This window comes from Pseudomonas neustonica (assembly GCF_003797945.1).
Classification (GTDB): domain Bacteria; phylum Pseudomonadota; class Gammaproteobacteria; order Pseudomonadales; family Pseudomonadaceae; genus Halopseudomonas; species Halopseudomonas neustonica.
On the sequence record NZ_RKKU01000039.1, the window covers coordinates 1 to 21,375 of the forward strand.

A 21,375-nucleotide genomic window follows, 5' to 3' on the forward strand; every position below is an offset into this window, starting at 1 on the left:
GGCGAGAAGGTCAGTTTTTCAGGTACCATTTTGGATAGCGGCTGTTGGTGCTTGGTGAACGGTGTAAGGTCCTGAAACTATAGCACTTTCAGCCGCTTTCTTTTATCCCCTCATGAGAAATCCGGGCGATGCGCCAGGTTAATCTGGCATGTTGGTGGCGCTGGAAATGCGCTACGAGGTAAGGCTGGTCAGCCGCCTTGGCCCCGAGTCATGGCCGCGACGGGTAACCGGAGTGGGCAAGCGTTGACAGGGGTTGTTGTGGGCCAGGTATTGAGCTCCGAAAATTCTCGCCCTTGGGGTGCCGACGGTATGCCCGTTCACGGAAGGCAACACTGGCCGAGGCGCAAATGGCAAGTCCCGGCCGGGCCCCACGGAGTCATAGACCCTGAGCACGCAGCTCTATACAGCATGCACGGAACCTGGGAGAGCCCAGCGCGTATCTGGTGGTGTGGGTAGTGCATCATCAGATCGGCAGGTGAAGGTGAAAGACCCGAACGACCTGCATGAACGCGGTTGGGCAGTCGGACGAGCCCATAGTAGTGGAGAAGCGGATGAACGAAGGCAATCAACGAGAGCAAGACCAAACTCGCCAAAAGCCGGAGGAATTCGTGGAGCGAAGGGGCTCGGCCAAGGGGAACACCGCTCAGGCGCCCACGACTGGGACACAGAGCCCAGGGGCCGTGTCGCGCGGTCTGATCGGTGTACGGGAAGCCGCAAGAAGGGACAAGACGTTGCAGTTTACTGCCTTGCTGCACCACCTAACGCCGGAGTGCCTGAGAGGAAGCTTTGCGCGCCTCAAGCGCAATGCGAGTCCAGGCGTGGACGGGGTGCGGTGGGAAGATTACGCACCGATTGCAGAGAAGCGGGTCGTGGACCTGCACCGGAGTGTACAAGAGGGCAGTTATCGGGCTCAGCCGGTCAAACGAGCACGCATCCTCAAAGAGGACGGCAGTGAGAGACTGCTGGGCGTCTCTGCCCTGGAGGACAAGGTTGTCCAGGGCGCACTGGTGGAGGTGCTCAATGCCATTTACGAGGTCGACTTTAAAGGCTTCAGCTACGGCTTCCGGCCGGGGCGAAGCCAACACGATGCGCTGGACGCGCTCTGGGTCGGCCTGACCAGTCAACCGGTCAACTGGGTTCTGGATATGGACATCCAGGGGTTTTTCGACCACATCCAGCACGACTGGCTCATGCGCTTTCTTGGCCACCGGATTGGCGACAAGCGCATTCTGCGACTGATCAAGAAATGGTTGCGAGTAGGCGCCTTCGATGAGGGGCAATGGCTCGATCTCGCCGAGGGCTCACCTCAAGGCGCAGCCATCTCGCCGTTGCTGGCCAACATTTACCTTCACTACGCGTTTGACCTATGGGCCGATTGGTGGCGCAGACACCACGCACGTGGACGGGTGGTCATTGTACGTTATGCCGACGATACCGTTATGGGGTTCCAAGGCCGCGACGATGCGGAGGCTTTCCGCACCGCCGTGGCGCAACGCCTCAATCGGTTCGGTCTGACGCTGCACCCGAAGAAGACGCGGCTACTGGAGTTTGGCCGCTATGCCAACATCAACCGTAAGCAGCGCGGCGCAGGCAAGCCGGAGACCTTTGACTTCCTGGGTATGACACATATTTGCTCGTGCACACGCCGAGGCAAGTACACCATCCGGCGCCAGACTGCCGCGAAGCGCTTACGGGCTAAACTGCAACAAGTGAAAAGGCAATTGCGTCGGCGCCTGCATCGACCGGTTCCAGAGACCGCTCGTTGGCTGTGCGCCGTGCTCCAGGGGTACTACAATTATCACGCGGTGCCATACAATCTGGCCTCGCTTCGAGCTTTCTGGCACCATCTCAGCCGCGCCTGGTTCAAGGCGTTGAGGCGCAGAAGCCAGAAAGCACGGGGCTTGACGTGGGAACGCTTCAAACGCTTTCGCGATGCCTGGCTCCCGCTACCGCGTATCCTCCACCCCTGGCCCAGCGAGCGGTTTCGCCGTCGTCACCCGAGGCAGGAGCCGTATGCGGTAATACCGCACGTACGGATCTGTGCGGGGGGTGCCTCGTGAGAGGCATTCCTACCGCAACTAATGTCCAACGGCCACTGGCAACGGTTGTGGTTGGCGGTCTGATCACTTCAACGCTGCTGACGCTGGTGGTGTTGCCCAGTGTGTACCAGTGGTTTGCATCTGAACGTCGTGACGTTTCAGTCTGATAGTCAGGAGACGGTTTATGTATGAAATAAAAGCGTATGTCAGAGAAGTGATGGCAGAGCATGTGGTTGATGCTCTGGCCAAAGTTAAGGGGGTGGCAAGTATTGCTGTCGTGTCTCTCGGCGAATTTGGTCATCTGGTCGGCGATGAGTCGCCTCTGGAGAAAGTGAAGATGGTCAAGCTGGAAATAGACGTAGCGACCGATGATGTCGCTGGTGAAGTTGTGGAACTCATTGTCAGAACGGGCAGAACCCAGGAAGGGCACCCGGGTGACGGTAAGGTGCTTGTATCCCGCCTGGTTCGGGCTGTTCGTATCGACGATGGTGCGACCGACGAGAGCGCACTTCAACCGGCATCAAACCAGCGCTTTTCCTAGATTGGATGGCGGCATCGTGGCCATGAGTCGCGATGCCGCTTCTCCCCGCCCTTATTGAGGAGCACTTTCAAGTTCCCTGAGCTAATGCCTTCCAAATTCAAGTTCATTTCAACCTTTTCAGTTACTATCTCCACCTCTATCTACCTTGTCATGGGCGTCTCGCCCCCATGAATTGTGGCTAACAACCCCTTCGGGAGAAAGTCGATGAAGGCAAGCAAGCACTCGCCCAGGGCGTTGCTGTGTTCAGTACTATTGTCTATTCCTCTGTTCGGTCAAGCGGAGACTGTGAATTGGACAAATTGGCTCACTGGCCAGATAAGCAAGCATCCGGATGTCATGGCGGCGACAGAGCAGGCGGCAGCCCGGGATGCGGATGCTGAGGCAAGCGAACAACCGCTGTATAACCCGGAGCTGTCTGTTGGAGCAGACAGAACGGGCAGTGAAAACAACTTTGAGGCAGGGCTATCACAAACGATCGATTGGTCTGATCAACAGGGTGCGCTAAAGGACAAGGCAAAGCTGATCAGGCTTTCCGCTGAAGCTGATTTGAACGAGGCGGTTTTGGCACAAACGTCCGAGTCGCTGTTTGCGCTTGTCGAGTGGCGCGCGGCGACGCGTGCCGAAGAAATTGCGGAATCCCAGCAACACCGTCTGGATGCCTTGCTGGAGCAGGTTGAGCAACGCCAGCAGGCGGGCGACCTGGGGAGTACCGATGCAGAGTTGCTTTTTTTAAGCCTTTCTCAGCAGCTCAGTGAACTCGCCCAGGCAAAGGCTGCGGTTGATCAGGCGCAAGCCCGGGTCAGAGAGCTTCTGCCGGATTGGCGGCCTCAGGATGGGGGGATCCCCGGGCACATTTGGCCGGCTCTTGCTTCCAGGGTCGATAACGACAATTTGCTGGATCATCCGTCAATTGCTGCTGCCCGCGCGAGGTGGCAGGTGCTGCGGAGCGAAGCCGAGGTGGTCAGTCGCAGAGCGGCGGCATCTCCCACGGTCGGGCTGAGCGGAGGGCGTGATGGCGGTGAGAACCTGGTTGGCCTGACGTTCTCGATCCCTCTGAATGTCCGTAATAACTACGGTGCCGAAATCCAGGCTGCCAACCGACGATCATTAGAGGCCGAAGCTCGGTTTCAGGCACTTTATCGGAAGCAGCAGTATGGTCTGGCGGGCGCCCGAGCTGCCTGGAAGCGATACGACACCCAACTCAGCCGATGGACAGAACTCTCCCAGGGGCGTGTACAGCGAAGTGCTGATTTGCTTGAGAAGCAGTGGCAGGTCGGCGACCTCTCCACCTCTGAGTATCTCCAGGCGCTGGGCCAGCGCGCGGAGAGCCTGAAAACCGGTATTGAACTGGAAAAGCAGGCGCAGCTGGGTCTGATTGAGCTCTTGAGTCAGTCTGGCGAACTGATCACCCCCTTCCAACAATAGTCTGGAAACTGGATATTCATTATGAAAAAAGCTCTGATTTCAGTATTCGCATTGACGTTGCTTACAGCCCCACTTTCTTTTGTACAGGCAGAGGAAGATGCTCATCAGGAAGCCGGTCATGATCATGCTGCCAGTGGCGACGATCATCAGGAAGTCACCGGTGAGGAGGGCGAGCATAAGGAAGATCATGGTGAAGAAGGTGAGCATGAGGAGGAAGGTGATCATGAAGAGGAAGGGGGGCACGGCCACGAAGACGAGAACGGTGGCCATGAAGAAGCGGCCACCGCAAGCATCAATGCCAAACAGAAAGATCTGGCCGGCATTGAAGTAGCAACCCTCGAAAGCAAGCGCGTTGACTATGAAATTTACGCGCCCGGTGAGCTGCTGACCAACGGCTATACCAGCTATCACGTGTCCCCCCGGGTTGCCTCAGTGGTGCTGCGGCGTCACGTGGAACTGGGTGAGCACGTAACCAAGGGCCAGCCGCTGGTAACCCTGTTCAGTGAGACGGTGGCACAGGCGCAGGCGGATTACAGGAAAGCTTTTCCTGAATGGAAGCGAATCAGCGGGCTGGGTCGTTCCGTGGTTGGCGATCAGCGGTTCAATACAGCGAAAGCCAACATTGAAGCAGCAAGGGCGACTCTGCTTGCTTACGGGCTGAACGATGATGACATTGGTGCGTTGAAGGCCAGCGGGGTGGATAGTCTCGGTGAATACATGCTCAGGGCTCGCGTGGATGGTGCAGTACTGACCGATGAGTTTGAGCAAGGACAAAGAGTTGAGGCTGGCCAGCCGCTGGTGACTCTTGCTGATGAGAGTGAGCTTTGGGTAGAAGCCCATCTGCCAGCAAGCTCCGACATTGTTCTAGAGAAGGGCGCGGAAGCCGAAGTCAGGGCAGCGGGTCGTGTGGGCGTGGCAACGGTGTCCCAGGAAGCCCACACCATTGATCCTGTGACCCGCACGCGGATTGTCAGGCTGGAGCTGGACAATCCTGAAGATCGTTTTCATCCAGGAATGTTCGCAGATGTGTATTTTCGTTTTAAGACCAGCGAGCCGGTGCTTGCCGTGCCGGAGACTGCATTGATGCGTGGCGCGGACGGCGACTGGACGGTCTATGTGGAAGAGGCCGAAGGCGAGTATGAACCCGTGGAAGTGGAACTGGGCCGCTCAATTGGCGGGCTCCGTGAGGTTTCCGGCCTGGCTGCGGGCCAACGAGTCGTTTTGCGGGGCGCATTTTTTGTGGCCTCTGAGATTGCCAAAGGCGGCTTTGATCCGCACAACCACTGATTCCGGGAGCCATTATGTTCAACCGAGTTGTCGACTGGGCGGTTCAGAACCGCCTGTTGGTTCTTATTGCGCTTGCAGTGCTTATCGCCACGGCCGCGTTTCAGATACCAAAACTGAATCTTGATGCTTTCCCCGACGTTACAAACGTCCAGGTCGCTGTTAATACAGAGGCGCCCGGACTTGCGGCTGAGGAAGTCGAGCAGCTGATCACCTATCCCATTGAAGCGGTGATGTATGCGTTGCCGGATGTTGAGGAGGTTCGGTCCATCTCCAAAACCGGGTTGTCTGGTGTCACCGTGGTCTTTAAAGAGGGCACGGATATCTATTTCGCGCGCCAACTGGTTTTCGAGCGGTTGCAGGCCGCGCGGGAGCTGATTCCGGACGGGGTCGGGGTGCCTGAAATGGGGCCGAATACGTCCGGTCTTGGCCAGGTCTACCAGTACTTGCTGATAGCGGACCCGGATTCGGGGTACGACGCAATGGAATTGCGCAGCTTGCACGACTGGCTGGTCAAACTGTTGCTGATACCGGCTGAAGGGGTTACGGAAATCCTGTCGTTTGGCGGAGAGGTCCGCCAGTACCAGGTTAACCTGAACCCGGCGCGAATGCTGTCCTATGACTTATCACAGAACGATGTCATGGAAGCCCTGGAGAACAACAACTCCAATGTTGGGGGCTGGTATATGGGCCGCGGGCAGGAGCAGTTGGTTATTCGCGGTATGGGCTGGCTGGGTAATGGCGAGCAGGGGCTCGAGCAGATCCGTCAGGTGCCCGTTAAAACCAGTGATGGCATTACAGTGACAGTGAACGATGTCGCCGAGGTAGCGCTGGGCACTGAAATTCGCCAGGGTGCGGTAACCATGACCCGGAAGGATGAAGCCGGTCAGGTTGAACAACTGGGTGAAGTGGTTTCTGGCATTGTACTCAAACGAATGGGGGCCAACACAAAAGCCACCATCGACGGCATCGAGGCCCGCATTGATCGCATAAATCAGGCGCTTCCGAGTGGGGTTCGTTTTGAGCCCTATTACAACCAGGCGGATCTGGTGACCAAGGCCGTAGAGACGGTGACCAATGCGCTTCTGTTGGCTTTTGTGTTTATTGCGATCGTGCTTGCCCTGTTCCTGATGAATCTGCGGGCAACAACGCTGGTGCTGCTTTCAATACCGATTTCCATCGGGATTGCCCTGATGATCATGGCCTGGTTCGGTCTCTCGGCCAACCTGATGTCTCTGGGCGGTATTGCTGTGGCAATCGGCATGCTGGTGGATGGCTCTGTTGTTATGGTTGAGAACATGTTCAAGCATCTGACCCATCCTGATGCTGAGCATGACGCCCATCGGGATGAGTTGGCTGGAGATGACCCCGATCCATTGGACGCGTCACACGATGATCATGGCATTGCCCTTCGTCTCCAGGAAGCCGGCCGGGAAGTGGCGCGGCCGATTTTTTTCGCGACGGCGATTATCCTGGTCGTTTTCATGCCTCTGTTCAGCTTTGAAGGTGTGGAAGCCAAGCTGTTCCAGCCAATGGCAATCAGCATCATGCTGGCTATCGTGTCGGCGGTGATCGTCGCTCTGGTGGTTGTACCCGCGCTGGCGTCATACATGTTCCGTAAGGGTATCCGGGAGCGGGAAAGCTTCATTCTAAAACCCCTGGAAAAGCTCTATCGCATGGGGCTTGCCTGGTCACTGAAGCATAGCCGCGTGGTTGTTGGCGCGGCGGCTGTTCTTGTTGTGCTGGCGGCGCTGGTTGTGCCACGACTCGGCACGGAGTTCGTGCCTGAACTGGAAGAGGGAACGATTAACCTCCGGGTGACCCTGGCCCCTTCATCAAGCCTTGATACGGCGCTTGAAGTGGCGCCAAAACTGGAAGCCATGCTGATGGAATTTCCAGAAGTGACCTACGCGCTGTCCCGGGCGGGGCGGGCGGAAATAGGCGGCGATCCGGAGCCTGTGAACAACATCGAGATCTATATCGGCCTTAAGCCAACAGCCGAGTGGACCAGCGCCAGTAACCGCTATGCATTGCAGGCCCTGTTTGAGGAGAAGCTCGAACAGCACCCGGGGCTACTGTTTAACTTTTCTCAGCCTATCGGGACCCGGGTTGATGAACTGTTGTCAGGTGTCCGCGCGCAGTTGGCCATCAAACTCTTTGGCCCGGATCTCAAGGTGCTGGCGGAGAAAGGCCAGCAGATCGAAGCGGCGGTCCGAACAGTTCAGGGAACCCGGGACGTGGCCATGGAGCAGATTGCCGGTGAAGCGCAGTTGGTGGTTCAGCCAGACCGTCAGGCACTCTCCCGGTACGGACTCGCCGTGTCGGATGTGATGAGTGTCGTCCGGGACGGACTGGGTGGTGCCGCCGCGGGCCAGATCATCAACGGAAATGAGCGGTACGATATCTATGTGCGCCTGGCCAAACGTTTCCGCGAAGACCGGGATGCCATTGCTGATCTCAGGTTACAGGCACCGTCCGGAGCCTGGGTGAGACTCGGCGATGTGGCCGATGTGTCTATTGAGTCCGGCCCGCCCCAGGTGCGCCGCGACGACGTTCAGCGCCGTGTGGTCATTCAGTCCAATGTGCAGGGTCGTGATATGGGCAGTGTGGTTGCCGATATTCAGGATGTTATCGCGTCAGAAGTGAACCTTCCCCCCGGCTATTCGGTGGATATTGGTGGTCAGTTCGAAAACCAGCAGCGAGCTCAGAAACGATTGACCATTGTGGTACCTGTATCTCTGGGGCTGATTGCGCTGTTGCTCTACTTCGCTTTCAGTTCGGTTGGTCAAGCGCTGTTGATTCTGGTCAACGTGCCGCTTGCCGTAATTGGTGGTGTCTTTTCGCTCTGGGTCTCCGGCCAGTATCTTTCAGTGCCCAGTTCCGTTGGATTTATCACACTGTTTGGTGTGGCGGTGCTTAACGGGGTCGTTATGGTCGAAAGCATCAATCAGCGAATACAGGATGGGTTGAACGTGGATACCGCGGTGTTTGAAGGTGCCGTCTCCCGTTTACGTCCTGTCTTGATGACAGCAATAACCTCGGCGCTCGGTTTGATACCGATGCTGTTGTCGACGGGCGTGGGTGCTGAAATCCAGAAGCCACTGGCCAGCGTGATTGTTGGCGGCCTTATCACCGCAACTTTCCTGACGCTGTTTGTTTTGCCGGTTCTGTTCGGTCGCTTTTCGAGAGCCAAGGTGGGTGATATTCAGCGGTAGATGTGAGGCGGAAATGCATAGTTGCGGTTACATGCATGGAAGTGTAATTCCGCCCGTTTTAACGGAGACGAGGGTCTTGCTGTTGAACTTTGCTCCTAGAAAGAAGGCTGTGACTGTGATTCTGGTGCCCGATGTTTCTGAAGAGTCAATGTTCACCATTTCCGGAATTGTTGTTGAAACATCGGGCACGATGGTTAGCCACGGGTGTGTCGGCCAGGATGAAGAAGGTTCCCTTTAAAAGAATAAGTGGATTTATTGCCGCCGGAGGAATGGCAACCCTTTTCCATTGGGCGGCCATGTCCGGCCTGGTTCTGCTTGGCATGGCCCCCGTAGCAGCCACCTTTTCTGGAAGCGTTGTAGGAGCGGTTACCAACTACTGGTTGCAGCGAACTTTGGCCTTTCCAAACGCACGCCCACACATCCAGGCCATCTGGCGATATGCCTTTTCCTGTTCACTCGCAGCTCTCCTGAACGTTCTGATCTTTTTAGTCCTGCATCAACTGTTTGAAATCTCTGTTGTGCCTGCTCAGCTTCTAACCACTGCGGCTGTCGCTGTATTTAACTATGTTGTCTACCAAAGGCTGGTGTTTCATGAACAAACCTCTTGAGACTTCCCGTGCGCCGAATGAATCAGAGCTGCTTTCCCTGGTGGTTCCGGTGTTCAATGAGCGTTCGATGCTTCCCCTATTCTTTGAGCATGTATTGCCGATCCTTGCGAGCCTCGATATTCGCTCGGAGATCGTGGTTGTGGACGATGGTAGCGAGGATGGCAGTGCCGAATTTGTTAGGACTTTCATTAAAAGGAAATCGAGCATCCGTCTCGTCAAGCTAAGCCGCAACTTTGGCAAAGAGGCAGCGGTAACAGCAGGGCTGGAGCATGCCAAGGGGGATGCGGTGATCGTTCTGGATGCGGACCTTCAGGATCCACCTGAATACATTCCCGAGATGGTCAGGAGTTGGAAGTCCGGCTTTGATGTCGTTCTGATGCAACGTCGATCACGTGTAGGCGAGAGTTTTCTCAAGCGCTGGAGTGCGCACCTTTTCTATCGCTTGCTGAATAAGACCAGTCGCACTGAAATCCCGGTCGACACGGGTGATTTCCGATTGATGAGCAGGCGGGCAGTTGATGCCCTTCTCCGGTTAGGAGAGCGCAACCGCTACATGAAGGGACTCTTTGCCTGGGTTGGTATGCCAACGACGATCATCGAATACGACCGGGCATTGAGAGTGGCTGGCGAGAGTAAGTGGGACTACCCGGGCCTGGTCGGCCTGGCCCTTGAAGGCCTGACTTCCTTCTCAGTGTCACCTCTCAGATGGGCAACGCTTGTCGGCTTGCTGGCCGCCTCCGTTGGTGGATTGTTCGGTGTCTGGATTGTAGCGAAGGCAATAATGCTCGGCGATCCGACTGACGGCTACCCATCGTTAATCGCCCTCATCAGTTTTCTGGGCGGCATACAACTGGTGAGCGTTGGTATCGTTGGTGAGTATGTGGGCAAAACCTACATCGAATCGAAACAGCGACCACTGTATCTGACCGAAGAAGTGGTCGAGAACAAAGAGGTATCAAGCCGAGACCAAATCAGCAACTTCAGAGGCGTCAAGAATGCTAAAGCGATTTGAGCCCTGGTTCTGGGTACTGGCTGCCGTATTGTTCAGTCGCTTTATCGGAATGACGCTGTTTCCTTTCGTGGATACAACGGAGCCCCGATACGCTGAAATCGCTCGTTTAATGGCTGAAACCGGGGACTGGATAACGCCCTGGTTTGAACCCGGCGTTCCGTTCTGGGGGAAACCTCCACTGTCGTTCTGGGCTCAGGCTGCCTCTATAAAAATATTTGGACTGTCTGAATTTTCTCTGCGGCTACCGGCATGGTTCGCCACGATTGGAATCGTATGGCTGACGTGGTGCCTTGCAAATCATGCGCGCGGTGCTGCGGTCGCTCGATGGTCTACTCTTGTGCTTTCCACGATGGTACTCACCTATATCAGTGCCGGCGCAGTCATGACGGATACGTTCCTGGTATTTGGAACGACCCTCTCCTTGGTGAGCGTGTGGTTTGTGCTTTCAGGGCGCTCTGACTATTGGCGCTGGTGGTTTTTCATGGGCCTGGCCATCGGTTTGTTGTCAAAGGGACCGTTGGCTGTTGTACTGACCGTTATCCCCCTGGTGCTATGGGCTGCTATTTTCAGGCAGCGGTTACAGCCGTTGAAAAAATTACCCTGGCTTCTTGGCTCACTTCTGACACTGGCGATTGCCGTGCCATGGTACGTGCTCGCTGAATTGAAAACGCCAGGGTTCCTCAACTATTTCATCATTGGCGAACACTTTAGCCGGTTTCTGGACCCCGGGTGGGCCGGCGATTTGTACGGTAGTGCCCATGACCGGCCCAAGGGCATGATCTGGATATTCTGGCTTTGGGCTTCATTCCCCTGGGGTATCATTGGCTTGGTTGGCTTTGGCCTTGCGGCGGCGCGAGGCAAAACAAAGGATATATTCACTGGTGCTGTTCAAGACGCCTCAACGCTGTATCTGTTGTTTTGTGCGATAACGCCAATGCTGTTCTTCACCCTGGCAGGCAACACGCTTTGGACGTACATACTTCCTTCTCTTCCGTTCTCGGCCATTCTGATTGCCGGATGGGTGTCGAAGCTCGATCTAGGTGCCTGGTCCAGAGTCAGGTCGGGGGCTGTATTGCTTGTGCCCGTTCTCATTACCCTTGTTGTGTTCATCAGTGTGAGCGGAGTCATTCCACTAAAAACCGAGAAACAATTGATAAGCCGGTATGAGAGCATCCATCAAGCGGGGGACAGTCCGATCTTCTACATTGGTGAGATGCCATTTTCGGCACGTTTTTATTCGTTGGGCGACGCTGTGGAAATCATCTCCACAGAATTCAACAGTCTGCTGGAAGCTGACGGGTACGCCAGGGTCTTTGCAGTAATTCCAAACCATGCGGTCGATGAGGTTCTTGGTCCGCGGGCCACTGACGCTCAGAAGTTGGGGGAGAACGAACGGTACCAGCTATTCTCGATCGATCTTCCGCCAACAGACAGCCAGAATGACCCCGTTGATTCTGAATTAAACTCGAAGAATGATTAATGACGCAGCTGATTACTGCTAAAACTGAGTCTTTGAAGGCCGGATTTTCAAGATGGCTGGCCTTTTGGCAGTGATCTAGTCCGGAAATGGCAGTAAAATCAGAATCCTGGCTCCTCCGTTTTTCGAGGATCCGATTTCCAGGTGTCCGAGGTTGTCTTCGACAATCTCGGACACGATGGACAATCCGAGTCCAAATCCGGCGACCGTTTCATCCAGCCTGGTGCCCCTGTCCATGACAGTGGCTGCCGCCTCGGGAGAAATTCCGGGGCCATCGTCCGTTACTTCTATGGAGAGTCCTGATGACGTGCGGACGATTGTAACGTCGACGGTTGTCTGGCACCACTTCCCACCATTTTCGAGTAAATTGCCAAGCAGCTCTGAAAGATCCTGCCGCTCCATAGGCCAATTGAAGTTTTCGGGTAAGGTGGTGTGGAGGCGGAAAACCGTATCAGGGAATATTTTTTCCATGACGGTGATGACACTTGCCGTGATTTCAACCGGCATGCACGTTCGTCCCATCTGTCTGCCTGATATGTCTGCCTTGCTCATCCTGTAGTTCAGGGATTTGTCAAGCTCCCGCAAGTTAGAGGCCATGAATACAATATCCCCCCGGGACGGAGGCAAGGCATCGATATCCGACAGAATGGCAAGATTGGCAGAAATGGAGGTTTTGACCAGGTGAGAGAGGTCGGAGTTCAGGCGGCGGTGGCGGTCCAGACGACGGTTTGACAGCTCAAGCAAATCATTGAGCTGGCGGATCAGCGGACGAAACTCTTCCGGTACGTGAGGGTTCAGGCGACTTTGTTTCCCGGATTGGAGCCGTCTCAGGTCCTCTTTTATCTTACTGATGGGCTTTAACGTCAGATGTGTAGTGGTTCCAATCAGGGCCAGCAGTATCGCGAGAAGAACGGCCGAGGCGCCGAGCAATGTCAGGTGAGCCTTCAGCGGTCGTTCAGAGAGCGCCCCCTCGGTTTCAAGAACGCTGATTGAGGCCAGTTTTTCACTGGCGGAGAAAATGCGTTTGAGCCCGAAAAGCGTGTTCGCACCCTGCGCTATGTGGATGAAACCCTCGGGCTTCTCTGCAGCGCCCTGCAGTTGGCTCTGGTCAAAGTTCGGGCTCGCCAGGACGCTTCCGCTAGCCGTTTCGATGACGATGGCATGCCCCAGAAGCATTTCAAACTGATTGATCATGTTGCTGAGGTCGTCGGTTGTGGGGGATTCAGCCTCAATGATTGCCTGAAAGTTTCCCAGCTCTTTGTTCAGGTGTTGCTTCCTGGACTCGTCCGATAGTTGCTTTATCACGTAGGTGTGTGAAAAGAATATCAGAGTAAAATATACGAGGCTGAAAACAGCACCATACTGAATGGCTGTTCTGCGGATACTTTTCGGAGCAGACATATTTTAACCTGGTTGGTTCACTCGGGCGTTCAGCGGTTAGGATCTTTTTCGAAGTAGTAGCCCTGGCCACGCAATGTTTTTATTTTATTGACCCCTATTATTTTTCTAAGCCGGGTTATGTAAACCTGAACGACATTTCTGGTGGGGCATCTTTCTATGTTGTAGAGGGATTCAACCAGTTCGTCCTGGGAAAACACTCGGTCCGGTGAACGGAGGAAACACTGTAAAAGGCGGAATTCCGTAGCTGTCAGTCTGAACTCTTTCTGGTCGGGCGTGGTAAGCGTTCGGTAGGTGGCGTTGAGATGAAATCCGTCGACGCTGATCTGGTCTGTCGTTCTGCCGTCCTTTCTGCGGATAATCGCACTGAGCCGGGCTTTCAGTTCATCAAACTCAAACGGTTTGGGAAGGTAATCGTCGGCACCCGCGTTCAACCCTTCTACTCTCTCAGTCCAGTTGGAGCGTGCGGTCAGAATAAGGATGGCCTCTTTTTTCCCGTTTTTTCTCCATCTTTGCATTAAAGAAAGTCCATTTTCATCGGGCAGTCCGATATCGAGAATAACGGCCTGGTAGGAGCTTGTTTCAATCAACGAGTCCGCTTCTTTGCCGGTTTTGGCGATATCTACTGTGTAGTGCGCCTGCGCAAGCCAGTCCGATATTTTTTTGGCAAGTACAGCATTGTCTTCAACAATCAGAATTTTCATTTGTAAGCGCCGTTTTTCGAGGTGGGAAAGTTTCGCCAGTCTGCCATGGATTGTACCAGTAACGGCAACTCCCCAGAAAAACAGCAACCCGTTAAAAATGGGGGGTTACCGGTCGACTTTTCAGTTTGATTTCAGTTGCACCGGGTAGCGTCAACAATCGAGCCACGAACGCGAGAAGCTGTATATACATGGTTTTAGGAGCAACCTATGAGCGATAGACATTTCTATGCAGGTGTGTCCAGGCGCCGCCTTATACAAGGAGCTGCCACAATGGGACTTCTTGCCGGTTTCGACAGTTTGTTACCGGCCTATGCTAGGAGTCTGCGCGGCAGGAGCCACCTTCTGGCATAATACGTAAAAATTCTTCAGCACCGGAGAATCCGATGGGAACCACCTTCCGCCCCTATTCACCTGATCAGGAACTGCTTCTTCCCCCGAGCCTGAACGAGTGGCTGCCCGAAGGGCATCTGGCCTATTTCATCAGTGACGTGGTCGAGGAACTGGATCTGAGTGCCTTCTACGCCCGGTATGAAGGGAGCGGTCGGCGCAACTCGCCTTTCGATCCGCGGATGATGTTGAAGGTGTTGATCTATGCGTACGCGACCGGCGTGTTTTCATCACGAAAGATCGCCCGGAAGTTGGAAGAAGATGTCGCCCTTCGGGTCCTGGCGGCTGGCAATTTCCCCAGACACCGCACTATCTGCGATTTTCGCAAGCAACACCTGGCTGCGTTCAAGGCCGTATTTATTCAGGTGGTCCGGATCGCCCAGGAAGCGGAATTGGTTACTCTCGGTACGCTGGCGATTGATGGCACCAAGGTCCGGGCCAACGCCAGTAAGCACAAGGCCATGAGCTATGACCGCATGCGGGAGGAAGAAGCCCGTCTGTCAAAAGAGGTTGATGAGCTTTGTGGCCAGGCTCGCCGTGTGGATGAATCGGAAGACCAACAGTTTGGCCCGGATCAGCGGGGCGACGAGTTACCCGAAGAGCTTCAGCACCGTCAGGGGCGGCTGGACAAGATCCGGGCAGCGAAGGAGAAACTGGAAGCGGATCAAAAAACGCAAGATGAGGCCAAAGGCCGGCATCCAGACGATGATCGCCGCTCACCCAAGGGTGGCCGGAACTTCAAGAGAGATTATGGAGTTCCGGAGGACAAGGCTCAGAGTAACTTTACCGACCCCCAAAGCCGGATCATGAAAACGAATGATGGGTTCCAGCAATGCTATAACGGCCAACTGGCCGTGGATGGCGAGTTCCAGATCATCGTGGGCAACCGCCAGGGTAACAACCCCAGTGATAACGGCTGTCTGGTGCCGCTGCTGGGCGAGGTAAAAGAAACTCTGGGAAGTTACCCGGGCCAATGTCTGGCTGATGCGGGTTATCGCAAAGAGGAAGACTTGCAGGCATTGGAGACAAAAGGCATAGATGGCTACGTCTCGCTGCGCCGGGAAGGCAAAAAAACCGGAGATATAAACGCGAGCCGGTACCCGGCGACGGCCCGCATGGAGGAGAAGCTTACCACGGCGGAGGGGCGAGCAGTCTACGCTCAGCGCAAGCACATGGTTGAGGCGGTGAATGGCTGGATCAAGAATGTCCTGGGCTTCCGGCAGTTCGGCTTGCGGGGCCTTCAGGCGGTGCAGGGTGAATGGGATCTTGTCTGTCTGTCGCTCAATCTCAGGCGCATGAGTTCACTGATGAGGCTGGCATAAGTCGCTGAGGCAGCCTTTGGCTCACGGTAGGTACAGCTGGGGCCCTGCGATGCCCCTTTTAACCGGTTAACTGGCTGGATCGAAAGCGATGATGGAGCCGATCCGATATCGCGAACACTCCTTCCGGCCAGACAATGATCCGGTCTGGCGGAAACGAGGGCTCAAAACGTTTCTGCCGCGCAGACTCCTAGATGCCAGACTAGTAGAGCTGCAAGCGGAAAAGGCCGGGCTAGCCAGCGACCTGATTCCTCTGCTTGGGCGTCGTCCGACGGGGGCCAGTTTGCAACTGATGGCGCCATCTGAAACGCTTCTGTTCGCCGATGGACAGTTGGAACCAGATCATCCGCTGATTCGTGCAGCCGAGGCGAGGGAAGCCGAGGCGCGCGCGGCTGGATGTTGCCGAAGTCGATCGTCGACCTACGTTCACAGCTAATGCCGGCTATAACAGCCTGTGGGCTGACGAGAGAAAACGTTGGGTCGTCGGCATTGGCGTTCGGATCCCATTTAGTGGGCAGCGCCAGCACAGCGCCGTTCGAAAGGCGACTGCCGAAGCATCACAAAAACGATGGCTGGCCACTCAGGCCCAGCGGGAATGGCGGGCCTCGATAGCTAAACTGAGGGCAAGCGTTGAGGCCGGCCATGGTCGACTGAACATCCTCAACGAGCGACACTTGCCAAACCAGCGCGCGCACTGGGAAGCCAGTCTGAACGAGCTGGCCAGTGGCACTGGCAGACTGGAGGACGCGATAAATAGCGCAAGACAGCTTACTGGGGCCAAACTCCGTCGAGCTGGGGTGATCCGTGATCTATATGGTGCCTCGGCCGGGTACGAAGCCCTGATACCGGTGCGTACTATCAATGCGTTAAATTAAAGAGGTAATTCAATGGTCAAGTCTTCGGGCATTTTGGATAGCACCAGAAAGTTCCCTTCAAAATGCCCGAAGACTCGACCAAACCACTTGGACCAAAACTCATGAACCTTCCTGAAGGTTCGCTTTGCGACCAATGTGGCCACCAGGGCAATACAATGGGCGCGGTCTGGAGTGGTGTCCCAGGTTCAGGATCATCAGTTCATCCGCCTCGGTGCGGCCCTGCCAGGCATCGTTATTCGAACTAATCTCAAACCTATATCACCTCTGTGAACCAAGGCACCAACGGTGCCTTCCCTCCCAATTCACAGAGGTAATTCCAATGTCCGAACAATGCCCCAGATGCCTGTCCACCCGGATTGGCAGGAACAACTACGGAAAAAAGGCGGCTGGCGTGGTCGGTGCTGCCGCTGGCGTGTATGGCGGCTACGCCTCCGCAATTGTAGGTGCTCGAACAGGTGCTGTCGTTGGAGCGATGGCTGGCCCGGTGAGTGGTATCGGTGGTGCGGTGATCGGCGGTTTGCTGGGCGGTGTCACCGGTGTCTCCGCTGGCATCATCCTGGGCGATGTGCTCGATGAAGTCGTGCTTGATAATTACCGCTGCCTGGAGTGTGGTCATTCGTTCAGCATCGAACCTGACCCGGAAGACGAGACCACCGATAACCCCACCTCAAAATTCCCTAAGGAGTAACCCCATGGCTCATCTGATCGAGCAAATGGCCTACGTTGGCCAAACCCCTTGGCATGGTCTGGGGAATGAACTCACCTCCAACCAACCACTAGAAGTTTGGGCTAGGCAGGCTGGCCTCGACTGGCAGATCCAGGAAAGCCCCGTTCGCTACGTGACTAATGCCGGAAGCCCGCTGGGTGAGATTCTGTCCTACCCGGACTCCAAAGTGCTGTATCGCTCGGATACGAAAGCGCCGCTGTCGGTCGTCGGTAACCGCTTCAAGGTGGTTCAGCCCGAAGAGATCCTGGAGTTCTACCGGGATCTCACGGAGGTTTCCGGCTTTGAACTGGAAACAGCGGGCGTGCTGAAAGGGGGCCGGAAAATGTGGGCGCTGGCCCGCACCGGCCAATCCGGTGTGCTGAAGGGCAATGATCAAACCAACGCTTACATACTGTTGGCCACGGCCTGTGATGGCACCATGGCCACGACGGCTCAATTCACCAGTATTCGGGTGGTGTGTAACAACACCCTGGCTGTGGCCTTGAAGGATTCCACAGCCAATGCCGTGAAGGTGAAGCACAACACGGCGTTCGATGCGGACCTGGTGAAGAAGCAGCTCGGTATTTCCGTTTCCGCCTGGGACGATTTCATGTACCGCCTGAAAACCCTGAGCGAGCGGAAGGTGAAAACCACTGAGGCCAGGAATTACTTCCTGAAGGTGTTCACCGACGATTCTGGTACCGGTGTTGGCAAAACCAACGAACGGTCCATGGCCAAGGCCCTGTCCTTGTATGAAGGGGAGGGCATGGGCGCCACATTGGCATCGTCGGACGGCACTGCCTATGGATTGCTGAACGCAGTTACCGAGTTCATTGACCATCAACGCCGCGCCAAAACCGTTGACCATCGGCTGGATTCCGCCTGGTTCGGTAATGGCGCTTCCATCAAAAACCGCGCACTCGAGCAGGCCATGTCACTTGTGGCCTGACTTCTATCTCAAAACCCTAAAACCGCCATAAAGCCCACCGGAGCCTCGTGCTCTGGTGGGCTTTTTTTCTGTCTGAAGGAAAACACCATGGGCATGAGCGCAAACGCACTTCCCAAGCAACGGCCAGCACTGCGGCTGGTTTCAACCAAAGGCCTAAGCCGTGACGAATGGCTGAAGGTCCGTAAACAAGGCATCGGCAGCAGTGATGCTGCGGCAGCGGTGGGCATGAACCCATACCAGTCTCAGTTGGAGCTCTGGATGGTCAAAACCGGCAGAGATGCCGGTATGCCAAAGCCGGACTCGGATGATCCGGAATCACCGGTCTACTGGGGGCATATTCTGGAACCTATTGTGGCTGAACAGTACAGCCGACAGACCGGCCGTAAGGTCCGGCGAGTGAATGCGGTGCTGCAGCATCCTGATCCGGACAAGCACTGGATGTTGGCCAACCTGGATTATTCAGTAGTGGCCGACGATGAAGTGCAAGTTCTGGAATGCAAGACCGCTGGAGAGTTCGGGGCACGCCTCTGGAAGGATGGTGTGCCGGACTACATCCAGTGCCAGGTACAGCACCAACTGGCCGTCACTGGCAAGCAGGCTGCGGATGTCTGTGTGTTGCTGTGTGGCCAGTCACTCAAGATCTTCCGAATCGAGCGAAACGAAGAGCTAATCGAAGCGTTGATCACACTGGAACGCCAGTTCTGGGATTACGTGGAAGCGGATACGCCACCCCCGGTGGATGGCACGGCGTCGGCAGAACGTGCGCTGCGCCACCTCTACCCCGAGGACCAGGGCGAGACCCTGGATTTCAGCGAGAGCAAGGAACTGTCCGATGCCTTCAGCGAACTGCTGGCGATTCGATCTGAAATGGAAACTCTCAAGTCCACGGAATCTCACCTGAAGCAGCGCATTCAAAGCCACATGGGCGAGGCCTCCAAGGCCACGTTCCCGGGTGGCAGCGTGAGCTGGAAACGGAGCAGGGATTCCGTGGGGCTCAACGCCAAACAACTACTGAAAGACCAGCCGGAATTGCTGGAGCAGTATCCCCTCACCAAGCCGGGCAGTCGCCGGTTTCTGATCCATGCCTAATGTCCCCTTGGCCACGCGGGTGTAACGAGTGCCCCGTGGCCTTTTTTCAGGAGAATCATCATGATTAAAGGGTTAGCCATCACGCCTCCCGTGTTGGGGCGCATCAGTATTGGTCGAGTCGTTGAGAAGAACGGCATTCGGCTGCCACAGAAAGACAATCAATTCACCATCACCTCCCAGATCCAGGAAAAGGATGGCTGGGTACTGCACCCGCTGGATGAGGAGCTGAGAAAGGACGCACCCAACAACAAGCTGCGAACCATTCCGGTACGCATGCTGTTCAACGAGGCAGACCTCAACCTGCGCGCTGAATACACCATGTTCGACCGCAAAAGTGGTCGGCCCATGTGTGTCGGGAACGGCGATGCCTGCAAGCGCCTGACGCAATCCGGTGTCCAGTCATTACCGTGCCCTGGGCCAACGCTGTGCGAGTTCGGCAAAGGTGGCCTGTGCAAGCCCTACGGCCGTCTGAACGTGAAGATCGGTGACGACAATGATCTCGGCACCTTCATCTTCCGCACGACGGGTTACAACAGCATCCGGACACTTGCGGCCCGACTGAGCTATTACCAGGCGGTGTCTGGCGGTTTGCTGGCCTACATGCCGCTGGAACTGAAGCTACGGGGCAAAAGCACGACGCAGAGCCGACGGACGCCCATTTTCTATGTGGATTTGGTGATCAAGGAAGGGGTGTCATTGCAGGAAGCGGTAGCGGAGGCAAAAGAAACAGCCAACAAGGTGGCAGAGGAGGGCATTGACCAAGCCGCGCTGGATGCGGCGGCTGCCAAGGGGTTTGGGAATGCGTTGTTTGAGTATGATGAGGACGAGATGACTGAAGTTGTGGAGGAGTTTTATCCGGCAGCTCCAGTCGAGCGTTCTACCGACAGTTCGGTAGTAGCCTCTAAATTCAGGAAAAATTTGGAGTCTCAGCACTCGGTAGCAGGATAGAGACTGACGAGTGGCCCTTTTGGGGGTCACTCGTCAGTGTACTGGTGAATTTGTTTTTTTGTTTAAATCAGTGCTGCCCAGGACATGAAACTGGATTTATGAACCAGCAAATACCCATTGAGTTGGCCTAAGCGTTTTTCTACCGGAATGGCTGCCGCAGAGGGGCATTGGTTTCGCTCCGTTAGGCGGAATGGTCGCAAATCTAGACAAAAGGCGGTTTTATTTCACTGAGAGGTGTCCACCGGATCGCGGCTCAACCTGTCATAGCCTTGGTATGGCTGATATAGGTTATGCCAAAAGTACTCGATGGTACCGTCAATCATCTCTTGAGTATCTGGAATGCTTTCAACTGGCCACTCCGCGCTACCATAGCGAAGCAATAGCAGCTTGTATTTTTCACACGCTTTAGCATGGAATTCGGCCGGTTTCATGCCCGCGTAAACCGCAAGTTTCTGGATATCAGACAGCTACAGAGTTCTGTTGAGGCGATCAGAGAGCGGAACCCGACAATCAAGCTCAATACGGTGGTAAGCAGGGTGAACTGGCGGGATGATTTCTCGGATCTGGTAACGCTACTGCGACCGGATAGGTGGAAGATCCTTAGAGCACTGCCGGTAATTGATCAATCTATGACAGTCAGTGATGAGCAGTTCGGATCTTTCGTTGAACGCCATCAGCAGCGTCATCGCAGAATTGCGGTAGTTGAGGACAACCCGGACATGGTTGAATCCTACATCATGGTTGATCCTCAAGGTCGCTTTTTCCAGAACTCGCCATGTGACGCTGGTTACCAATGCAGCCAGCCCATCCTTGATGTTGGTGTAGCGAAGGCTTTTGAACAGGTCAGCTTTGATGCTGATCGGTTTGTGGCTCGGTATGCCGGTGAAACCGGAGGTGCCGAATGAAGTTCTCATCAGATAAGGATATTAATCGGTTTGCGAAACATCTGGTTCGCCATGGCTGGAGATTCAAGCAGGGTAGAAAACATGGGAAATTGCTGCCTCCAGAGTCTCCGGAGATGGTCGTGATTCCATCGACTCCCAGCAAGAAGAGAGCTCTGCAGGAGATGGAGTCAACTGTAAAAAGGATAGCCTGTCGGGGTTGAGAGTCAGCGGCTGCCCGGAATATGGTAGCCTCACAAGCATTTCTGGCGTCGGAAAGTTGGACGCAAAGTAAAGTGCGCGGCTTTAAGCTGCCATGCAGCAATTGCTGACTGATCGGGAACGACTTTGAGAGCTATACAGGGAGGAAGCGGCTTATGCCTGATGTAAATGTGAATCGCCCCCAGTATTCTAGACACTCGCCAGACTCTGGTAATGACGCTTTTCGTACTCGACCGGTGACAGGTCACCACTCGTGCCGTGCCGGCGCCTTGGGTTATAAAACATCTCAATGTAAT

Annotated in this window: 18 protein-coding genes and 1 pseudogene; 16 read left to right on the top strand and 3 right to left on the bottom strand. The window is 55.3% G+C overall.

Going from position 1 to position 21,375, the window contains the following annotated elements; all coding sequences use genetic code 11:
- Positions 1-680 precede the first annotated feature (680 nt).
- The 9 genes and pseudogenes from ltrA to EF096_RS18930 all read left to right on the top strand — a co-directional run bounded on the left by ltrA (position 681) and on the right by EF096_RS18930 (position 11,604).
- Entirely contained in the window at positions 681-2,060 is a 1,380-nt protein-coding gene (ltrA, locus tag EF096_RS20485) for a group II intron reverse transcriptase/maturase (protein WP_162097306.1), read from the top strand.
- A gap of 11 nt (positions 2,061-2,071) precedes the next feature.
- Positions 2,072-2,206, top strand: a pseudogene (locus EF096_RS21025) (efflux RND transporter permease subunit); the annotation flags it as partial.
- Between the two features lie 17 nt (positions 2,207-2,223).
- Entirely contained in the window at positions 2,224-2,580 is a 357-nt protein-coding gene (locus EF096_RS18900) for a P-II family nitrogen regulator (RefSeq protein ID WP_035561679.1), read from the top strand.
- Between the two features lie 285 nt (positions 2,581-2,865).
- Entirely contained in the window at positions 2,866-4,005 is a 1,140-nt protein-coding gene (locus EF096_RS18905) for a TolC family protein (RefSeq protein WP_218565809.1), read from the top strand.
- 21 nt (positions 4,006-4,026) lie between these two features.
- Entirely contained in the window at positions 4,027-5,292 is a 1,266-nt protein-coding gene (locus EF096_RS18910; RefSeq protein WP_123891317.1) for an efflux RND transporter periplasmic adaptor subunit, read from the top strand.
- 14 nt (positions 5,293-5,306) lie between these two features.
- Positions 5,307-8,504, top strand: a complete 3,198-nt coding sequence (locus tag EF096_RS18915; protein ID WP_123891318.1) for an efflux RND transporter permease subunit — start codon at positions 5,307-5,309, stop codon at positions 8,502-8,504.
- Positions 8,505-8,722: 218 nt separating this feature from the next.
- Positions 8,723-9,112: a GtrA family protein gene (locus EF096_RS18920; RefSeq protein ID WP_039881780.1), complete on the top strand. Its 390-nt coding sequence runs from the start codon at positions 8,723-8,725 to the stop codon at positions 9,110-9,112.
- Positions 9,096-10,124 carry a glycosyltransferase family 2 protein gene (locus tag EF096_RS18925; protein WP_008169859.1) on the top strand — a complete coding sequence of 343 codons (1,029 nt, stop codon included), beginning with the start codon at positions 9,096-9,098 and terminating at the stop codon, positions 10,122-10,124. Before EF096_RS18920 ends, EF096_RS18925 begins: the two co-directional genes overlap by 17 nt.
- Entirely contained in the window at positions 10,108-11,604 is a 1,497-nt protein-coding gene (locus tag EF096_RS18930; RefSeq protein ID WP_123891319.1) for an ArnT family glycosyltransferase, read from the top strand. Before EF096_RS18925 ends, EF096_RS18930 begins: the two co-directional genes overlap by 17 nt.
- Positions 11,605-11,679: 75 nt before the next feature.
- On the opposite strand, the gene EF096_RS18935 is transcribed toward EF096_RS18930, so the two are convergent.
- Entirely contained in the window at positions 11,680-13,002 is a 1,323-nt protein-coding gene (locus tag EF096_RS18935) for an ATP-binding protein (protein WP_123891320.1), read from the bottom strand.
- Between the two features lie 29 nt (positions 13,003-13,031).
- Entirely contained in the window at positions 13,032-13,703 is a 672-nt protein-coding gene (locus EF096_RS18940) for a response regulator transcription factor (protein WP_123891321.1), read from the bottom strand.
- A 383-nt stretch (positions 13,704-14,086) separates the two neighbouring features.
- On the opposite strand from EF096_RS18940, the gene EF096_RS18945 reads away from it, so the two are divergent.
- From EF096_RS18945 to EF096_RS18970, 6 genes are all read left to right on the top strand, one after another.
- A complete protein-coding gene (locus EF096_RS18945) occupies positions 14,087-15,412 on the top strand; it encodes an IS1182 family transposase (RefSeq protein ID WP_053113971.1) in 1,326 nt (441 codons plus the stop codon).
- A gap of 353 nt (positions 15,413-15,765) precedes the next feature.
- Positions 15,766-16,284, top strand: a complete 519-nt coding sequence (locus EF096_RS18950) for a TolC family protein (protein ID WP_008169850.1) — start codon at positions 15,766-15,768, stop codon at positions 16,282-16,284.
- Between the two features lie 319 nt (positions 16,285-16,603).
- On the top strand, positions 16,604-16,972 hold the full coding sequence (locus EF096_RS18955) for a hypothetical protein (RefSeq protein WP_123891322.1): 369 nt from the start codon (positions 16,604-16,606) through the stop codon (positions 16,970-16,972).
- Positions 16,973-16,976: 4 nt separating this feature from the next.
- Positions 16,977-17,939: a DUF932 domain-containing protein gene (locus EF096_RS18960; protein WP_123891323.1), complete on the top strand. Its 963-nt coding sequence runs from the start codon at positions 16,977-16,979 to the stop codon at positions 17,937-17,939.
- Between the two features lie 87 nt (positions 17,940-18,026).
- The gene (locus EF096_RS18965; RefSeq protein WP_123891324.1) at positions 18,027-19,028 is read left to right on the top strand and encodes a YqaJ viral recombinase family nuclease; all 1,002 of its coding nucleotides are present in this window, start codon (positions 18,027-18,029) and stop codon (positions 19,026-19,028) included.
- Between the two features lie 60 nt (positions 19,029-19,088).
- Positions 19,089-19,976: a recombination directionality factor gene (locus tag EF096_RS18970; RefSeq protein WP_123891325.1), complete on the top strand. Its 888-nt coding sequence runs from the start codon at positions 19,089-19,091 to the stop codon at positions 19,974-19,976.
- Positions 19,977-20,200: 224 nt separating this feature from the next.
- Here EF096_RS18970 and EF096_RS18975 read toward each other — a convergent pair whose 3' ends face one another.
- On the bottom strand, positions 20,201-20,407 hold the full coding sequence (locus EF096_RS18975) for a hypothetical protein (RefSeq protein ID WP_123891326.1): 207 nt from the start codon (positions 20,405-20,407) through the stop codon (positions 20,201-20,203).
- A gap of 198 nt (positions 20,408-20,605) precedes the next feature.
- On the opposite strand from EF096_RS18975, the gene EF096_RS18980 reads away from it, so the two are divergent.
- The gene (locus EF096_RS18980) at positions 20,606-20,881 is read left to right on the top strand and encodes a hypothetical protein (protein WP_123891327.1); all 276 of its coding nucleotides are present in this window, start codon (positions 20,606-20,608) and stop codon (positions 20,879-20,881) included.
- Positions 20,882-21,375: the final 494 nt, after the last annotated feature.